This is a genomic window from Vibrio breoganii, from assembly GCF_024346795.1.
Lineage (GTDB): Bacteria > Pseudomonadota > Gammaproteobacteria > Enterobacterales > Vibrionaceae > Vibrio > Vibrio breoganii.
In genome coordinates this window covers 877044-894265 of sequence record NZ_AP024865.1, presented here as the reverse complement: position 1 = coordinate 894265, position 17222 = coordinate 877044, and the positions used below count along the sequence as shown (strand labels likewise).

Genomic DNA, 17222 nt, shown 5'->3' with positions numbered 1-17222 from the left:
CCCGGATAGGCTGAGCCTCATAAACTGGTATGTCCTTCCTCTTGCATAAATTGGCGACTACAGTCTTATTAGAATGAGACATTTTGGATCCCACTATTACCGCTATCAAGGAGTTGTTCGGTATATTTACGAGTTCTCCTGATTTAGTGACATTGTCTTCAACTTCAAACAACACTCGCCTTGTTTCTTCTTCATACTCCCATCGAGTATGCTTCTGATAAACATGCTGAAGGTTACGTAAAGAGAAATTAGTGCTCACATACTTGTGACATCCTTCCTATCGCGAAATCAAAGGCTTTACCTTGTTAATCCTCCCATTAATAACTGCATATGTTCGTAGAATTGATGCGGTTATTTTTAGTGGTGGATACCCTCCATTCGCTTTGTGTGGGCGTTCATGGTTGTAGAACCAAAGCCAACGGGTTGCTTTATCTTGTACTTACGCTATCGAATCAGATAGATACTTGCTTACCCAACTGAATCGGACGGTTCGGCAGGGCGACCGCATGAGTGCCTAGTTTTCCACCACCTGACTAAAGCCAGCACTCAATACTGCCTCTAGCATTGATGTATTCATCATGCAGCGCTTTTGCTTACCAACAATGCTTAGCTTGGTTGGCTCTTCTCGGAGCATGTTCAAACTCATATGGCGTAGGCATGATAGATTCTCTGCACCGTGATCTTTGTATATCTGGCATGCATCTTCATTCATGGTTACATCAAGCACCCAGTGCATTGATTCTATGCCCCAATGCTCTCTGACTGCCATCGCTGCTTGCTCTGCACTAAGCTTTTTAGAACTGATATAATAACGGTACTCTAGATCGACAGATTTGCCTTTCTCAAGGCGAAAGTTTTCAACCATAACAATGCTCTTCAAGGCTTTCCAGCGAGAGAAGTTACCTTCAAGTTTCGTACTATCAAAAACATAGCATTGGCGTGATTCTATACGACCGTGTCCTTGCTTAAGAGAGATCTCATCAACCACATTGGCTCGCTGAGAAGAGAACGCCTTTTCTATTGCTTGTCGGAGTTTTCCTTGGTTGCTCTTTACGGCAAGCAAGTAGTCACCACCTTGCTCTACAATGGCTTTAGCAATCTTGGTTTGGCAGGCCATAGCATCAATGGTTACTAGCGCTCCCTTGACATCGAGCATCTTTATCAGTTCAGGGAACGCTGTAATCTCATTGCTTTTTTGTTCGGTTTTTAACTGCCCTAATACGAGCTTGTTTGATGACGCGTAAGCACTGATCATATGAATAGTACTCGCTCTGTCTTCGCGATTATATGAGCCGCGAAGCGTTTTGCCATCGATCGCAACGACTTGACCATCAGTAAGGGTGTGAATTGATGACATCCAGTTTATGAAGCATTCATGAAACTGCTCAGGTTCAATCGTCGATATTATTCGAGCAACAGTGTCATCAGCAGGAATACCGTTCAAAAATAGGTCATTGCGCTTAAACCAGTCATGATGTCCGAGAATGTACTCACGAATATCAAACCAGCCTTTCGCACCAGCAATAACCGCACATAGCGAGCCAAAAAGGACTTCAAACAGGCAATAAGTGACCTTTGCACCTTGGCGTTGGTCGGTAATTGTTTAAAAATGTTCTTTGAAGTGGTCAATGTGCATGATTTGCTCCCTAAAAAGGGAGTATATGATCACAGCTAAATGTGATCGTCAAATCGATCGTAGTTTTGACCAAAAAACGTTCACGATCTCACCCTGGACGATTCGGTTGAAACGCTCAACATAAGCATTTTGTTGAGGATTGCCTGGCTGTATATAATCAATACGAATACCTCGATTTTTAGCCCATTCAACAAAATGATCGCTGATAAACTCTGGCCCATTATCACAGCGAATGGCGATAGGCTGTTCTCGTTGCTCAATTATCTGATCTAGAGTCCTAACAACTCTTACTGCTGGTAAAGATAAATCAGCTTCGATAGCTAATCCTTCACGTTTAAAGTCATCAATGACATTAAGCAGGCGATAATTACGTCCATCTGAAAGTTGATCGTGCATAAAATCAATAGACCAAACTTGATTCGGTTTGAACGGGTCTTTTAGTGGCTCTGGTACATTACGATTTAGTCGTCTTCGCGGACGGATACGCAGATTTAGAGCCAGTTCGCAGTATATGCGATAGACGCGCTTGTGATTCCAAGTATGCCCTTTAACATTGCGAAGGTAGTTAAAGCACAATCCGAAACCCCAGTCAGACTCGTCTTCGGCCAATTCAGTAAGCAACTGAGCTATCTGTGCATTCTCAGGTTGCCCTTTTGATTGATACCGATAGCACGTCTCACTGACGCTAAACCAACGGCAAGCCTTTCGGATGCTAATTGTGTTGTTCGCCACTGAGTGCTGAGCCATCTTGCGACGCTCACAGGGCTTCGCCACTTTTTTGCCATAGCCTCAGAAATCACTTCTGCTTTTAAGCGCTCTTCCGCGTACATCTTTTTAAGGCGACGGTTTTCATCTTCAAGCTCTTTCATTCGAGCCATAAGGGAAGCGTCCATACCTCCGTATTTTGAGCGCCACTTGTAGAAGGTCGCGCTGCTCATACCATGCTCTCGGCAAAGCTCTGGGATCGGGGTTCCTGCTTCTGCTTGTTTTAAGATAGAGAGGATCTGACTGTCCGTGTATCGTGATTTTTTCATATTGAATCTCCTGTATTAACTATACGAGAAAATTCTACTTTTTCATGCTGTTACTTTTCGGGGGGGTTACCGGTCGGCTTCTCAACTTACTAAACCATCACTTTGCTTACTTTACTTCATGCCTAGAGATCTAGCTATCTGGCCAAATCTCCTAATCAACTACGTACAAACCGACATTAGAAACCTACGAGAACTCATTAAAAAAACACGCAACCATTCCTCTTAACGATCTTATCAAGTTGATAAATCAGAAACTCTGGGGATGGGTGAATTACTATCACCATTGTGTTGTTAAACAAATATTCGGGTATGTCGGCCACAAACTATTCCAAGCGCTAAGGCACTGACAGTTAGACGTCATCCAACCAAGTCCAAAGACTGGATTGTTCATAAGTGCTTCCTCATAGTAAAGGCCAGTGGCAATTTCACGGTTGGCAGAAAATCATGGACATGGACTGTCACTTCGATCTGTTCTAAATAGCGAAAGTGCCCATCGAACGACACGTGAAAATCAGGAGTGCTGCCCCTCAATACCAAGAATACTTTGCGAAGATAAAACCCAAAAGGCTAGCTCGTAACTCTTGAAAAGAGACTATCCTGACTGCAGCGTTATAAGTTGCGGGGTATCAATGATGCCTTAGTGGAGGGCTTGAGCCGTATGCTGCGAAAGTTGCACGTACGGTTCTTAGAAGGGCGGCACCTGGTAACAAGTTTCGTCTACTCGACAGACGTAATCGTGCTAAATAAAAATTTGCAATTTAATAGGGAGGTATGATTGAACCACTCTTAACTCTCCACATCAGCGATATCCGCTTTGACTTGAGTCAGTACGAATTTTTTACTAGAGCACCACAGAATACAGAATACAGAATACAGAATACAGAATACAGAATACAGAATACAGAATACAGAATACAGCATGTGACAAGTGAGAATATTTAGTGGCTACTGGGAAGTCCGCCTAGGTGTATTCAATATCTAATGGGTGGGGTTAATTAGCATCAACAATGCTTCTGATACTTGGCACATAACCCACTGTAAAACGTGGGTTTTGTGCATCAAATATTATGCCGATAAAGCATGCTCTAGAAGTACGAATTTTGGTTGTAATAGGTGTGACAAATAGAGTCACTTTAACAGCGGATATTTGTTCTGTTAGTACGGCATGCACTTAATTGCGTTGGTTGCTTTCGCAGACAAATTTGCGATGTCAGATAGAACCGGCGCAGAATAGCCTTCATGAACATAATAATTTACGAATCGGTCAGCAAACTCTTGACCTGATTGCCATTCTTGGACTGCACAAAATCCAGAGGTAACATGCATTGCATCAGAAGCTGCAATACCGATACCAATTGAGCCTATTAGTAAAATACCTATGGCGATCAGAGCGTAACGCAATGCGTCGTTAGTTTGTGACATTGTAGTTGTTCTCATGTTTATTTCCCAAGTAGGTGTATATCAAGGTGGTGAGGAGTATAGCGGAAATAAATTGAAATTTATTATCATTTAACGCCAAGAAGAAGTTATTAATATACTTACCTTACGTTGTCATTTTAGAAAATGATTTCAGAACCAACCAAACTACTAGAGCAATGAAGTTATAACTTCAACACATATCAGGTATAGGCAGATGCTATTTTCCTGCTTGTTTTGTAAGCGATATAATTCGCTCATTATGTTTTCTGTAGTCTCTACCGAAATATAAATCACACTTATTTGAATATGGAGAGAGTCCAATGAAAAAAATATTCCTATTACTGATAGCGCTATTAATAGCATCTTCGGTACAAGCATATGAGATAACTCCTATGGATGTAGTTAATGCAAATCAGATTATGGCCAAAATGAGCGGTACTCAAATCGATGAAAACTTAACAATTAACTCACTAGAAATGCAAAAACTCGGTACTACTGTTAAATACATATATGTTTATGACTCAATAAATCCTATTACTAGCGAGAATCGAAAAATCCTTAATGCGTCTCACGATATGATGTATTTATCTACTTGCCAAACTCTTTATGATACAGGTGGTAAAGAATTACTAGCTGCAAGCAATGTTGACTCATTGTATGTAGAGTTGAGGTATATCGACCAAAATAATAATTCGTTTATTACAAGCGGTGGGTGTCCACAACAATAAAAACCTTTTTTAATAACGGGAATGCCTATTAAACGACTTTGTAGAATTATTAATCCAGAAATGTGTCGGTGTAGTGGTCAATAAAAATTGGCACTTTTATAGTGAGTATTGGCCTCAACCTGACACTCTATTTATGAGTTCTCAAGACCACATGACTTGCTAAATTAGAAAAAGCGAAAATCAGAATTGTCTATCTACTTTCTAGGCTAAAAAAATAGTGTGTCCACAAATACAAATAACAATTTGCTCCCCTATTAACCACTCATCTCGATTGTTGCATTTAGTACCTAAAAACGAACCTAGGTTCATTTCTCACCTCTAGTGCTCAAACATGATGATAAGTATGGTTTGCCTTGCCCTAATTCTGAATGCGGCGAGAGATACGCTTCGGCGCAGTTCACAGTTTTAGGTAATTTCATCACTCAAGTTAGCTTTAGAAGCATTACATCGATGCTCTACTACAACTTAAACGCTCGAATATTTCATTACTATCAACTAAGTGACTTCCTAGCGCACTTCTGCCCCAAAGTTTGTTTCGTTATACCGAGCGAATTTTGTGAGCCAAAAGTTTTGCGATATAAAAACTAATTCCTTTAGAGCGTAGAAGGTAACTTAAATAATCAACGCCTGCACAGGGTTAATGGCGAGGTCAAAATTCATCGGAAATAGGCTCGTTTACGGTTCTGGTACTTCTCGTTTCGTCACCACAGGATGAAGTTTTTGCCTACCTATCAATGTATTACAATCTAAGTGCAACAGCGATAATGGGAATGAGTTAGTGCAATGCTTCATTTTTGCTGGCATAAAACGATCTGAATCAAAACTTTATCTCATAAAAACAATAGATTGCACTTGGTTTTGTATTATGAGTGTCAGGTGCATTTGAGATGTCGCACTATTAAGCTGTTAAGTTTCAAGGAGGATATGTGAGACAAATATCAAAAGCTCGTTTTGAGGCTTTGAGTTATGCACGAATCCCATTCGTTAAATTAATTTCTGAAGATATCGAGTGGTATTCAAATGATAATAACGCAGTTTTAGGTGCTATTTTACTAGATAAAATTGACAACGACTACGTTGCTATTGTGCTTGGAAGAGATGAAGCAGGGGTTTTTAGGTTTATCGATCAAGAGCATAGTATTCCCCAAATTGTTGATGCTAGATCTATTTTATTAGGAAAGATGGAACATCATTCTAAAGATGGTGCTGAAGAATTTCCGCAAGGTGTGATTACCCGGAAAAAGCATCTTATTTTTGAGTACATCGAGAAACGAGAGCCGATGCCTAATGACTATAAATTATTGACTGAATGCGATCTTTTTAGTCCAGCGAAAGAGCTTATCGCAGAAATATCTTATTCATTCGAAGACCCTGATGGTAACTATATCGAGCAATTCCAGAGTTCTGGATTTAATTCTAGAATGTGGGAGTTATACCTGTACGCATTCTTTCACGAAGCTGACTTCATGATAAACCGAGAGTTTAATGCTCCGGACTATGTTGTAGAAAAAATGGGACAGCGTATCTGTGTGGAAGCTGTGACAGTTAATCCAAGTCAACATGCAGACAATGAACCTGAGCCTAAAAGTCATGAAGAAACTGAAAGGCTTTTAAATGACTATATGCCGATAAAATATGGTAGCTCTTTATTTTCTAAATTAAACAAAAGGTACTGGGAAAAGGATCATGTAGCGGGTAACCCATTACTTATTGCTATTCATGACTTTCATCAAACAGATTCAATGATGTGGTCAAGGAGTGCATTGGAAAGATATTTATATGGTGCAGAGAGGCAGCATAGATTTGAAAATGGTGAAGTGATACAAGAGGTAACTCAAATATCTGAGCATAGGTGGAACGAAAAGGTGATTCCATCGAACTATTTTGCTTTAGACGATGCTAAGAATATCAGTGCGATTATACATTCAAATCAAGCTACTATCGGTAAGTTTTTGCGAATGGGGTATTTAGCTGAATTTGGTAGAAGAGATCTAGACATCAGATTTGTTGGTCAATGCATACATTTTAACAATCAGATCCCCTTAGATTTTGAGTTTGAAGTTACTAATGGAGAGTATGAAGAGTATTGGTGCGACTCTATAACAATTTACCATAATCCAAATGCTCTAAATCCTTTAGACCCTGATTTGTTTCCAAATGTGGCTCATGTGTTTTTTGGTGACGGGCAGTTCAGCTCAATAAAGCCTGCCTATTATCCGATATATGGAAGAACTAGGTATCGCGTAAAAGAAACTTAACAAACTGTTAAGAGTGATTCACAACGCTCGGCGCTTTCGCTTTAAGCCAGTTTAGTGTTTATGGCACAATGCGTTAGGTAAGGTGTCGCCGTTGTTCACACCTTAATTTGTCGTTATGTTTTTCTTCTGAAAGGTTCACTTATGGATGCAATATCGAAAGAAGTATCGGCTCTTGAAAACCATTTGGGCTTACCAAGTGGTTTTTATGATGCGTTGTTGGCGGAGGATGATTGGTCATTTGTTATTAAGTTGAGTGCACTTTTTGAAGCCGCAAGTGGACAAGCTCTTGCGGCTAAACTTCAACACTCAGAAATCGAAAATGAACTGTCTTATCTTGAGCAGTCTAAAAAAATCGCTTTAATTACTAAACTAAATATCATTACGCCAGAGCAATCCACTTTCCTAAAAAAGCTTTCTGAATTAAGAAATAAGCTTGTACACAACATCAGAGAAGTAACGTTTGATTTTGCGGTTCTTACTTCTAAGTTTGATAAAAACGAAAAAAGATCTTTTGCTAATGTGTACGGACACGGAATCCATGAAAAATTCACTGTGGATGATGTATCCCTTAATAGAACAGACTTTACACTTGAAAATCCAAAAATGGCGATGTGGATAACTGCTCAAGAGATTTTAGCTTGCTTACATGCAGACATTTCAAATAGCGCTGACATAAAAAAAATCAATGGAATTGGTCAAAAGTTAGTCCAAAATATAACAAGGCACTTAAATGAAACTAAAACAGTTGGTTAGGTTCCGCTTCGCTACACATTATAACCAACAATTTTGGTCCGCTTAGTGCGGCGTTACCTTTCCCATACATAAGATAATCCGCAATCTACTAAATTAGTAAAACCTCTGACACGTCTTTGTCCAGAACCTTCTTACGACACCGGGTTTTCTGATTCGGATCGGGACAAAAGCAAGCTAGGGTGGTTGCATTAAAATGGGCTTCCCTTTTGCGTGTTAGCGTTCAATTCAGGTTACACATTAGCTATCATTTATAGACCTAAAGTTTTCTGAAAAGTGAAATGTCTAGTGATTTAAGGTCTAAGCAGTTTTCTTGTGACAAAAACAGATTAGTAAGGAAGAGGTATGTGTAAGTTCGGCGATGAGATACGACTATGTACATGCACTGAGGATGTGGACACTTCCAAGCCACATTGGGTGCTTTTTTCAAAAAATGAAATACAAGAGGATCGAAAAAGCACTAATTTACCAAAGGCAGTAGGTTCTTTTGCATTTAAACCAGCCACAGTATCTGAGTCTGAAATTCTTAGTAAATTGAATGAAAAGAATTGCTTTGACTTTGATTACAACCCGAAATCTGGAGACAAGCTATTGATTAAGTTTGAAGGTGTAAGCTTTCAATTTGAATTTAGTGGATTTGATGAATGGATTTTAGTTATACCTACTTTCAAAAAAGCAAAATATACAAAGGCTTATTCTGGTTATTTGGTGTGAGAAACTAGTTTGTTGGCTTGAAAGCTGTTGCATTTTGTATCCTCGACTTGTTCACCAACAGAACAAAAAATATCTCGAGCAATATTTCCTATTTTGTTCGTAGTATATAAGTCTACTGAACCACCAATTACCCCGCCAACAAACGGGACAGCTTTGCCTAAGTTGATCACTCCTTTCTCTCCAAACTTAGTTAAGAGTCGAAAGCCAACTTTCTGATTGATAGAAGTGATGGTTTTACTTGAAATACTGCTAATAGCACTTATAGCTAATTTGGTTCCAAGTTCCATACCTACATCTTTTAGAAGTTCTTTTATAGCGTTTCCAGTGAGACAGGCGTACACCATAGTTTTTACTTTATCATCGTTTAAGTCGTACCCGGACATGTGTGCGATAGCCGCTATCATGCGTACCTGAACAAATATGACACTAGTTATATTGGTAGGGATTGATACTGGCAGTGTGATAATACCACCTAAACCTGTTACGAATCCTGATGTGGCGGACTTGGTATTTTGCCATCGAATTAGTGAATTTACTTGGTCGTACAGGGAAGGTTGATCATCTTCAAGGTAGCTTTCCGCTAACTCTACAGCTGAGTCTAAGCCAAGACCTCCATTAACTGCTTTGTCGTAAGACCAATCCAGTGCGGTCATTATTGTATTGTGTGATATTAATTTGCGAGCCATTTATTCTTCTCTAGCTTGTTTGAGTTTGAAGAGAGGGAAGGGCGAAAGGCATTGTCGATTTTGGTGCCATTTCTTGTAAAACAACTAATACATCACCTTGTAATGCTACATTCACTTTTATTGAATTTTGCAAATACTCAAAGCCAGAAAAGCTTATAGATTTTGGAGTACAAGTTAACCATGCGTTAGGTGCTTCATTGATAAGTTTGGGTTGATGTGCCAGTTCCCATACTCGACCTACTTTTGATTTTATATCAAGACTATCGATGAGTTTTGCAATGATAGGCTCAAGACCCTTAATATGTTTATCGATTTCAGGTTCCAAGCGTTGTGTCAGTCTCAATTTTACCTTTCTAAAGAGTTTAACTTCAGGTTTGCTCTCCCACTGATAGTCCAAACGGTAGTCGAACGAATGAGTCCAATCACTATTGATTGCAATAGAAGTAAATACCTTGACCATAACGCTAGCTCGAACGGTGGTCCGACTGTCAGCAAGGCTTGAACTCTTTACTCTTACTTTTAGGTCCAGAGGTATAGATGCAATCAAACCTTTAGTTGATGATTCAAAACGAATTGGCGAGTATAGTGCTGCGTTTGTGGTGATCTCAAATTTGATCTTTGTCTTTAAGCCAAGAGTTTTTACATTGATAGCATCTTTTAATGTCTTAGTAGTATTTTTTGGCACTGATTCGTTGACGAATTTCTCTATATATTTTAAGTCAATCAGACTAGAAATCGATAATGTAGTTGTCTGGCACATGAAACAATTATCCTAAGTTTGTTGTTAATTGATCGTCTCTGGTGCCAATAGATCTGGTAATAAAATGAAGTAACGTGAGACATGAATAGTTTGGCACTTCTATAGAAATAATACCGAATAATACAAACATACTCTTATCATTATGCGTCACAGACAAAGGATACTAACTTGTGCGCGTGAATATAAATAAAGTGCTTTCTCAAACCTATACTCCAATCGAATACCAGAGATAACAACAACGCATTTCTGCCCTGAATCACCTTTGATTAAAATCTTATTATCTAATGACTTTGATTAGTCCATTAGCTCTGACCTAGATAAGGGAAGGAGCGTTGATTTAGGAGCAGACTCAATGAGTATTTGTAACCGCTGCAGTGGCAAGGGCATTATCAATGTATATAGGCATATTCAAAATGGTCAATGCTTCGCTTGTGGAGGTAGCGGGCACTTTGGTTGTAAGCCGATACATCGCACTACAAAGCCTAAAACAGTAACAAAGAAGGAAGCACTTGAGGTTCTTCGTAAGAGTTGGGGATTGAAGCTAAATAAAAAAACAAGGTTTACCAACCGTAACAGGTAATCTAGAGAAGCTTAATCTCGGTCAAAAGATCTACCAATGATGATTGATTTCTGTCCTGAGTTCCTTTCGATTCCGGTTTTTATGATTTGTTTTGGTACATTAGCAAGTTAGCTACAACCTCTTATCACACAGTCGTAAACTGGCTGCAAAGTCTTGGACCCCTTTATAACATTAGCGCTAATGTCACCCTCTAAACTGATTGCTGTCCAAACTGTTAGGTGGGAATACGTCTTTCGAAACTTTTCTACCACCTCTAATCAGGTGGCCAAATTAACTATGCCACTACAGTGACACTTTGAGACTTCTTACGTAAAGGAAAGTTTCTCGTATTCTAATCAAGAGAGATTCTTGAATATTAAAACTAAGGTGCTAAATTAAATATTAAAATCAACTATTTAATAGAAATAATTATGAAGTTAGATTTATCATCAAATAGCTTGTTTACATCTGACGGTAAGTTGATCAAGCAGTTTTCATGTCCGCTCCGTAAGCAATGGGGTGAACTATCATTGACAGCGAGCGTCGTTACTCGCTTTTGTAGTTCTTGCGATAAGAATGTGATAGATCTTACAGAGTTTGGTGAAGAACAAATCATTGCAATATTTAAGGTTAATCCTGAAGCATGTGCATACATTGATTTCCACAGAACAGAAGTTGAATTTGAGTTTATAGACACTGAGGGTAAGGAAGGCAAAGATGCTCAATGTTTGGGGCGAAATCATAGCAATCTAGTGGTAATCAAAACTGCTAGAGATATAGCTTCAATGAATAGGGCTGAGAAGCAGGGCTATAAATTGCTCATTAAGCCTACTAATTCTGAAAAAGCATTAGCTTCTAAAGTAATACTCAGAAAAGATAATGGCATTTATTCCTATGGTGGTTTCGATTATAGATCTTTAGATTATTTTGATAGTGTTATTTCAAGCGAAAAGGCAAACCTTAATAGTTCCCCTTTTGCAGCATATTTGATCCCTAGGAATTTACCTAAATCAACACGAGTTTTTATACCTGATGTAATAGAACATATTGTTGAATCGTCGTGGAATCAAGATGTTGAATCTAGGCTAGAGTCGAGCGAAGGACTGTGGGATGGAGAAGATATCGTACTAGATCCAGTCGAAGTCATAGAAATGCTCGGTTGATTTAGTATGGTTTGTGATAAAAGCGACTTAGGTTGATTGCCCTAAAACGTAGATGTCGTCTACTCAACAGAAATGAGTTAGATGCCTCAGTAATGACCTTGCCTCATACAAAGTTGCGCACAGCATGACCACTTCAGAATGAATAATGTACTAATGTCCTTACTTTTAATAAGAATACTACGAGTCACGACTTCCTATGTGATGCATGAAGAATTTAGTTGTACATTTAGTATGTACTGGACGGTTTTGAATAGTTCGACACGCTTGTCTTTGTTGAAGGATTTGATTACTAATGGACCAGAGCTCGAATATTGCCCTTCGGAATCTTTACGGGTAAGGCTACAACGGACTAAAGAACCAAGAGCAAGCTTAGCGTTGGGATTTTCAGTATGTTCCGAAACATGTTCCTCATTTCTTAATATTCCCAATTTTTTTAAAATCTTGTCAAGGCGGTTACGAGTTGCGCCACCAAAGGCCACATCTTCAAATCGACCTGATTGATCAATATTAGCTTGGGTGATGCCTTTTGAAAAAACTAAAACCAAAATACTAGGGGTTGAACCACCCCATGCACCAAGTTCATTGCGCATACTCCATTCCGAGTTAGGTGAACAAAAATCACTAGTTGTATTATCAAAACATTTACGGCAATTAAGCCTTCCATGGTTAGGTAACATCGTTTATTTCCTAATTTGAATACAGCAGTTCAATTTCAAACTGGCGGTTTACTCAAGCAATCGTTGTATATCAATTGTATTTGTGAGCTATCGTAATGACGTCCCCTTCATCTGATACAATGGCGTAGGCTCTTAGTTCTGTTAGTTGTATGCATGCTCTAAGCTGTTTACGAAGTTTCTTTTTCTCTCTATCACCTAATTCTAGGGAAATCGCTCCATCCTCACTGTATTGAACTGTGTGACCAAATATCATAAATATGTCCGCACAGTCCTTGGTAAAGCCACGCTGCTGGCATCGGATTTTTGCATGATTTGTAAGTTGTGTTGACATAACGCCTCCTTGTTAAGAACCTGAAACCTATTACTGTAATAAAGATCTATACAGATTATGTTTATTTGATTTTTATTGAGCTCAATGCGACCAGGCTTGCTGGCGTTTTTATATCTTTACCGCTCATTCGCACTTTATAACCTCTCTGTAGGTAAGCTAATACTTCCTTTAGCGTATCTACATAAATGTAGTCTTCTGCGAAGCGGGTTTTACTGACTACATATTTCCCGTTCCCATGAATATGTGGCACCTGGATTTGACCTTGGTTTTTTCCAGAGCGAGTCACATAAGTCAAGCTTGGTTGTATACGTTCAACTGCAGGATCTCCTTCCATGCGCTCTATTGGGCCAGTTTCATGCTCTACAGAAAAGGATTTAACAAAGTGCTTTCGTTTAGCCAGCCATGCTAAAGCTACATCTCGCTCCACTAAATGTTTGCCGTCTTCCTGAATAGTGGTTAACTTATCTTCCTTGGCATAGACAGAATTACGGATAGAATTAACACTCTTCACATTTGCTAGTAACGCCATTTCATACAAATTGAAGTGCTTGTGGTGACAGAGAGGGAAGAAATCACTTGTAGCACTCCATTCGTCACTCAAATCGATTGCCAAATCTAATTTTAACCGTGCCAAGTATTTATGAAGCACGGTCAGCACAAGATAGGAGGGAGACTCTCTTGATACCAATTCTTCGTACATTAAATCTGTCATGTGCAACATGGGAATCATGTCGATAATCTTTTCATCATTAATAGCATTCTGAAAGGCTAAGTTTCCTAACTGACCATATTGATACATCTCAATAAGGGTTTTATAAATTGGGGTGGCCTCTAACATTTCCCTATAATTATCCTCGTAACCCCAAGTCTCAATAAAGCTAGCTTCTTTGCCAAACAGGTGTGGCCCAAATGTATTCCTGTAAGCTAGTTCTACCGCACCGAACAGCTTGAAGCACGCTTCTTCATAGATCTCCTTATCAATAAATCTTGTCGCTTCAAGGTTTGGTAGCATTGAGTAAGATTTGATTTTCGCTAGGTCTTTCAGGGCCAATTTATCTGTCATACATCCTCCGTAGGTGTCATATGGGTTTTTTACTACATGTATCGCCTGTCGTGCATTTAATATAATCTACATATATCGCCTGCGCAAGTTGTTACGCATAATTTTGTTATAAGTTAAAGTAAGAGGTTAAATGGGAACGTTATTTACAGATATTTTAATACCTTGGGATATTAGTTACTGGTGTTTCGGACAAGTTTCTCATTCTCTAAGTATTCATAGTTTGATAGGATATATTTGCTTGGCACTGTTATTATGAGTTTGGTCACTTCAAATGATTAAAGTACGAAGCGAGAATTAGTTAGTCATCTTCCAAACTAGCATGTTCATTGACACATTAATGTCCAAATCCTTGTTGCGGGGATTTCGTAATCTAGAGAAACCTGGAAAAGTTATAACTAAGCGTAACAACGACCAAAGTAAACTGGTTTCCCTTAGTCACTAATACCTCATATCTACTTTAGATGTCGAGTAGAAAACTCATTAGCAATAAACTGCAATCATAAATGAATATTATGTGTTTTCTGAAGAGCGCTATATATCAACAAGCATCGTTCGAAAGTAAAATACTATTGATGACTCAATTAGTCCTTTACTAATACTTCTCTAATAGTTCGTATTGGTCTTGTAGGTCATACTGAGAATATTTATCATTTTATGCCAATTTGGGAAAATTATGGCAGTCAGTATTTTTAAGTAATGTTAAGATTTCAGTCAGTCAGTCAGTCAGTCAGTCAGTCAGTCAGTCAGTCAGTCTGTGTGTTGTTATTATTGGGGTTTTATGGGAAAGCTAATAAAGAAGATCTTTGGTTGTAAAAAAAAGACTGTCACTGAGTCAAATAACGGACCTAAAGACGATAGAACCAAAGATCTCTTGATTTCAGATTTGAAACAACAACTAGATGAACTAGGGCGTTCGCTAAACACCGCACAACAAAAAATAGTTGATCTTGAGGCAAAAGAAGTAACACCAGACCCATTAGAAACAATCATACATATCTGTCCAAACTGTGCAGGTAATAGGGTTGGCAGTATTCTTTATGGTTATCCAAATTTTGACAACAAAGAACTAATGGCTCAAGTAGAGCGTGGTGAAGTGTTTTTTGGAGGATGCGTAGTCAAACCCGATAACAAACACCTTAGATGTAATGACTGTGCGTTTGAATTTAATGCCGCTGATTCGTTAAGCGATGTATCCTTTCTTAAGGCCTTGCAGAATCTACCCGTTTCTATCAATAAAGATATGAACAGAGATGTGTGGGAAGTGCCCAAAGGTCAAGAATATAAGTATGCACAAGCTATAATCGAACTAATGATTGATTTGGGTATGAAAACACCGTACCTATACGAAGAAATTCCTCACTCTAGAACCGAGGTAATACGGAAACGTTTGAAGGAATATCGCTTGGGTGTAGCTAGAGAAATAGGCAAGCCAGCTTTTGTAGTATTCTCAGATAGAACACTTGAAGACCTGATACTTAAATTGCCCAGAGACAATGAAGAGTTATTAGCTGTTTTTGGTATTGGGGAAAATAAGCTGTCACTTTACGGTGATGGTATTTTAGGTGTTATTGATGAGGTTCTATCCTTCGATAGCAAAAAAGAGGCTTGTAACGAAGTCTTGGGCAAACCCCCTGATTGTGATGAAAAAACCTTATCGGGCGCACAGACTGAAGAAGTAGATGTTTCTTCAGTATTAAAAATACCAAAAGATATAATTGGGCTCGATAAAATCAAGGATTTTATTAAAGATTCAGGACAAGAAGAGCACCTCGAAATTCTAGAGGATTATCTATTTGAAAAGGAAAATCTTGTTAGTTTAAAATCACAACTGCAACTAGAGCATGCCATTGAGCACTTCTTTGAATGTAAGGGATTTTTTGATAGCGAGTATTTGTCCAATCATTTCGATACAAGTATTCGAGAGGCCAGAGAGTTAATGGTCAGTTCGCTTAGTGTAGGTGAAGAGCAGGAGCAACTTCGAGTAAAACGTATAGAGAGGCAAGCACTAGAATGCAAAAAGTGTGGAAGCAAGATGACGCTGAGAGATTCTAAAGTGGGTTATTTTTGGGGGTGTTCATCTTTTCCGAAGTGTTACTCTAAAGGCCCACTGACTAAAGAACAAAGTCTTATTCTGCATGGTTAGAGTTGAGTACTAATCGTTTACTAGACTTAAATTAATGACTGCTTTTTTAATACTTAAGCCGATTTGTAGATCGGCTTATCTTTAGTAAATAGTACGAGACGACTAGAGTTGTTCATACATGCAAAAGGATATTATTACGTCTACAATTTTGGGAGCAAAGTTTCTTGTGCAAATGGTTAAGCCCTAGCCACCTATAGTTTTACTTCTTATGACCTCAAAACTTCTCAACTACGGCATCAAAAAAGTGGCGACAAAATGGCGACAGAGCTCGTTATTTGTCGCGAAATACCCGTATTATTCATTTATTCAAGCCACTCATATGTCGTTAAGTTATTGATATTTAAGGGTTGTATGTGCAATTCAAGGTTCTACGGCATGTCTTCAGAAAGCGCGATGGCGAAGCACTCTGGTGGCGTTGCTAAATACCGTGCAGCTGAAGGAAAAACCGTACTATTGCCTTACCGTGGTAGCGTTCACAACACCATCTCTGACATCCTTGGCGGCGTACGCTCAACGTGTACCTACGTAGGCGCAGCGCAGCTTAAAGAGCTAACCAAGCGTACCACGTTCATCCGTGTACAAGAGCAAGAGAACAACGTGTTCGGTAAAGAGTAAACTGAGCAGCGCTTAAAACGATAGCTTGAATTAATGAAAAAAGAGCCTCTATTTAGAGGCTCTTTTTTTGTGCAAAATTTGGAAGTACCGACAAAATGGCAATACAGATTTCCTATGTTTATGAAAGGTAATGCTAAAGCGCTAAAGAATTTATTCGGATTCCGTCGAATACATCTTCAATACATCAAGGGGCACAATCTCTAAGGCGCTCTCTTCGCAGCTGGACAGTACTACTAATGGCGCCCAACCTGCTTGCCATGCTTCTTTCCAGCGTAAAGCACACAGGCACCAATGATCGCCGGGTCTAAGACCGGGGAAATCGAAATCAGGACTGGGAGTGGTTAGGTCATTACCGCGAGCTTTGGAGAATGCAAGGAAATCCACTGTCATCTTGGCACATATAACATGACGCCCACTATCACTGCCATGGGTATGACAGTAGCCGTCTCTGAAAAAGCCGGTATTGGGTGAGCAACTGCAAAGTTGTAGAGGTTCGCCGAGTACATTTCTTTTCTGCGCCATGCTCATTTCTCTCCATCGTTTCCCATGAAAACTCCCACCCTGCGATCTCAGTGTAGTTGTTAGATGGGCGTTATGTCAGGGTTCAAGTTGCCGGGAATATCTGAAGCAAGCGCATAAAAGAGGTTATAAAAAAGAGCCTCATGGCAGAGGCTCTCTGTTTGCGG

The 17222-nt window shown here is 39.2% G+C and carries 14 protein-coding genes and 4 pseudogenes; 8 read left to right on the top strand and 10 right to left on the bottom strand.

Annotated features, from left to right (window positions below):
• Nucleotides 1-361 precede the first annotated feature (361 nt).
• From OCU35_RS17045 to OCU35_RS17035, 3 genes and pseudogenes are all read right to left on the bottom strand, one after another.
• Nucleotides 362-493, bottom strand: a pseudogene (locus OCU35_RS17045) (integrase core domain-containing protein); the annotation flags it as partial.
• Nucleotides 494-514: 21 nt separating this feature from the next.
• Nucleotides 515-1600, bottom strand: coding sequence for an ISAs1 family transposase (locus OCU35_RS17040; protein WP_261826564.1), 1086 nt, complete (start codon nt 1598-1600; stop codon nt 515-517).
• 129 nt (nt 1601-1729) lie between these two features.
• Nucleotides 1730-2670 (bottom strand): annotated as a pseudogene (locus tag OCU35_RS17035) (IS3 family transposase); the annotation flags it as partial.
• Nucleotides 2671-2845: 175 nt separating this feature from the next.
• Between OCU35_RS17035 and OCU35_RS19195 the strand changes: the two are divergent.
• Nucleotides 2846-3255 (top strand): annotated as a pseudogene (locus OCU35_RS19195) (group II intron maturase-specific domain-containing protein); the annotation flags it as partial.
• 570 nt (nt 3256-3825) lie between these two features.
• Here OCU35_RS19195 and OCU35_RS17025 read toward each other — a convergent pair.
• Nucleotides 3826-4107, bottom strand: a complete 282-nt coding sequence (locus OCU35_RS17025; protein WP_261826023.1) for a hypothetical protein — start codon at nt 4105-4107, stop codon at nt 3826-3828.
• Between the two features lie 302 nt (nt 4108-4409).
• On the opposite strand from OCU35_RS17025, the gene OCU35_RS17020 reads away from it, so the two are divergent.
• The 4 genes from OCU35_RS17020 (at nt 4410) to OCU35_RS17005 (ending at nt 8539) form a co-directional block, all read left to right on the top strand.
• Nucleotides 4410-4817: a hypothetical protein gene (locus OCU35_RS17020; RefSeq protein WP_261826022.1), complete on the top strand. Its 408-nt coding sequence runs from the start codon at nt 4410-4412 to the stop codon at nt 4815-4817.
• 926 nt (nt 4818-5743) lie between these two features.
• Nucleotides 5744-7075, top strand: coding sequence for a hypothetical protein (locus OCU35_RS17015; protein WP_261826021.1), 1332 nt, complete (start codon nt 5744-5746; stop codon nt 7073-7075).
• 141 nt (nt 7076-7216) lie between these two features.
• Nucleotides 7217-7828, top strand: a complete 612-nt coding sequence (locus tag OCU35_RS17010) for a hypothetical protein (RefSeq protein WP_261826020.1) — start codon at nt 7217-7219, stop codon at nt 7826-7828.
• Between the two features lie 342 nt (nt 7829-8170).
• Nucleotides 8171-8539 (top strand): hypothetical protein, encoded by a 369-nt coding sequence (locus OCU35_RS17005; protein ID WP_261826019.1) that lies wholly within the window; start codon nt 8171-8173, stop codon nt 8537-8539.
• Here OCU35_RS17005 and OCU35_RS17000 read toward each other — a convergent pair.
• Nucleotides 8527-9225: an EcsC family protein gene (locus OCU35_RS17000; RefSeq protein ID WP_261826018.1), complete on the bottom strand. Its 699-nt coding sequence runs from the start codon at nt 9223-9225 to the stop codon at nt 8527-8529. The genes OCU35_RS17005 and OCU35_RS17000 overlap by 13 nt on opposite strands.
• A 10-nt stretch (nt 9226-9235) precedes the next feature.
• Complete coding sequence (locus OCU35_RS16995) at nt 9236-9985, bottom strand: DUF4403 family protein (protein ID WP_261826017.1); 750 nt, start codon at nt 9983-9985, stop codon at nt 9236-9238.
• 990 nt (nt 9986-10975) lie between these two features.
• Here OCU35_RS16995 and OCU35_RS16990 point away from each other — a divergent pair.
• Nucleotides 10976-11707 (top strand): hypothetical protein, encoded by a 732-nt coding sequence (locus OCU35_RS16990; RefSeq protein WP_261826016.1) that lies wholly within the window; start codon nt 10976-10978, stop codon nt 11705-11707.
• 194 nt (nt 11708-11901) lie between these two features.
• On the opposite strand, the gene OCU35_RS16985 is transcribed toward OCU35_RS16990, so the two are convergent.
• The 3 genes from OCU35_RS16985 to OCU35_RS16975 all read right to left on the bottom strand — a co-directional run bounded on the left by OCU35_RS16985 (nt 11902) and on the right by OCU35_RS16975 (nt 13778).
• A complete protein-coding gene (locus OCU35_RS16985; RefSeq protein ID WP_261826015.1) occupies nt 11902-12297 on the bottom strand; it encodes a hypothetical protein in 396 nt (131 codons plus the stop codon).
• 157 nt (nt 12298-12454) lie between these two features.
• Nucleotides 12455-12715 carry a hypothetical protein gene (locus OCU35_RS16980; protein ID WP_261826014.1) on the bottom strand — a complete coding sequence of 87 codons (261 nt, stop codon included), beginning with the start codon at nt 12713-12715 and terminating at the stop codon, nt 12455-12457.
• 61 nt (nt 12716-12776) lie between these two features.
• Complete coding sequence (locus tag OCU35_RS16975) at nt 12777-13778, bottom strand: hypothetical protein (protein ID WP_261826013.1); 1002 nt, start codon at nt 13776-13778, stop codon at nt 12777-12779.
• A 778-nt stretch (nt 13779-14556) separates the two neighbouring features.
• Here OCU35_RS16975 and OCU35_RS16970 point away from each other — a divergent pair.
• Together OCU35_RS16970 and OCU35_RS16965 are read left to right on the top strand one after the other, a co-directional pair.
• A complete protein-coding gene (locus OCU35_RS16970) occupies nt 14557-15921 on the top strand; it encodes an HRDC domain-containing protein (protein WP_261826012.1) in 1365 nt (454 codons plus the stop codon).
• Nucleotides 15922-16284: 363 nt separating this feature from the next.
• A pseudogene (locus OCU35_RS16965) lies at nt 16285-16536 on the top strand (IMP dehydrogenase); the annotation flags it as partial.
• A 150-nt stretch (nt 16537-16686) separates the two neighbouring features.
• Here the strand turns inward: OCU35_RS16965 and OCU35_RS16960 are convergent.
• Nucleotides 16687-17058, bottom strand: coding sequence for a DUF2237 family protein (locus OCU35_RS16960; RefSeq protein WP_241903847.1), 372 nt, complete (start codon nt 17056-17058; stop codon nt 16687-16689).
• Nucleotides 17059-17222 lie beyond the last annotated feature (164 nt).

Coding starts and splice junctions, on each gene's coding strand:
- OCU35_RS17025 (WP_261826023.1), bottom strand. CDS start 4,107: ATGAGAACAACTACAATGTCACAAACTAACGACGCATTGCGTTACGCT.
- OCU35_RS17020 (WP_261826022.1), top strand. CDS start 4,410: ATGAAAAAAATATTCCTATTACTGATAGCGCTATTAATAGCATCTTCG.
- OCU35_RS17010 (WP_261826020.1), top strand. CDS start 7,217: ATGGATGCAATATCGAAAGAAGTATCGGCTCTTGAAAACCATTTGGGC.
- OCU35_RS17005 (WP_261826019.1), top strand. CDS start 8,171: ATGTGTAAGTTCGGCGATGAGATACGACTATGTACATGCACTGAGGAT.
- OCU35_RS17000 (WP_261826018.1), bottom strand. CDS start 9,225: ATGGCTCGCAAATTAATATCACACAATACAATAATGACCGCACTGGAT.
- OCU35_RS16995 (WP_261826017.1), bottom strand. CDS start 9,985: ATGTGCCAGACAACTACATTATCGATTTCTAGTCTGATTGACTTAAAA.
- OCU35_RS16990 (WP_261826016.1), top strand. CDS start 10,976: ATGAAGTTAGATTTATCATCAAATAGCTTGTTTACATCTGACGGTAAG.
- OCU35_RS16985 (WP_261826015.1), bottom strand. CDS start 12,297: ATGCGCAATGAACTTGGTGCATGGGGTGGTTCAACCCCTAGTATTTTG.
- OCU35_RS16980 (WP_261826014.1), bottom strand. CDS start 12,715: ATGTCAACACAACTTACAAATCATGCAAAAATCCGATGCCAGCAGCGT.
- OCU35_RS16975 (WP_261826013.1), bottom strand. CDS start 13,778: ATGACAGATAAATTGGCCCTGAAAGACCTAGCGAAAATCAAATCTTAC.
- OCU35_RS16970 (WP_261826012.1), top strand. CDS start 14,557: ATGGGAAAGCTAATAAAGAAGATCTTTGGTTGTAAAAAAAAGACTGTC.
- OCU35_RS16960 (WP_241903847.1), bottom strand. CDS start 17,058: ATGGCGCAGAAAAGAAATGTACTCGGCGAACCTCTACAACTTTGCAGT.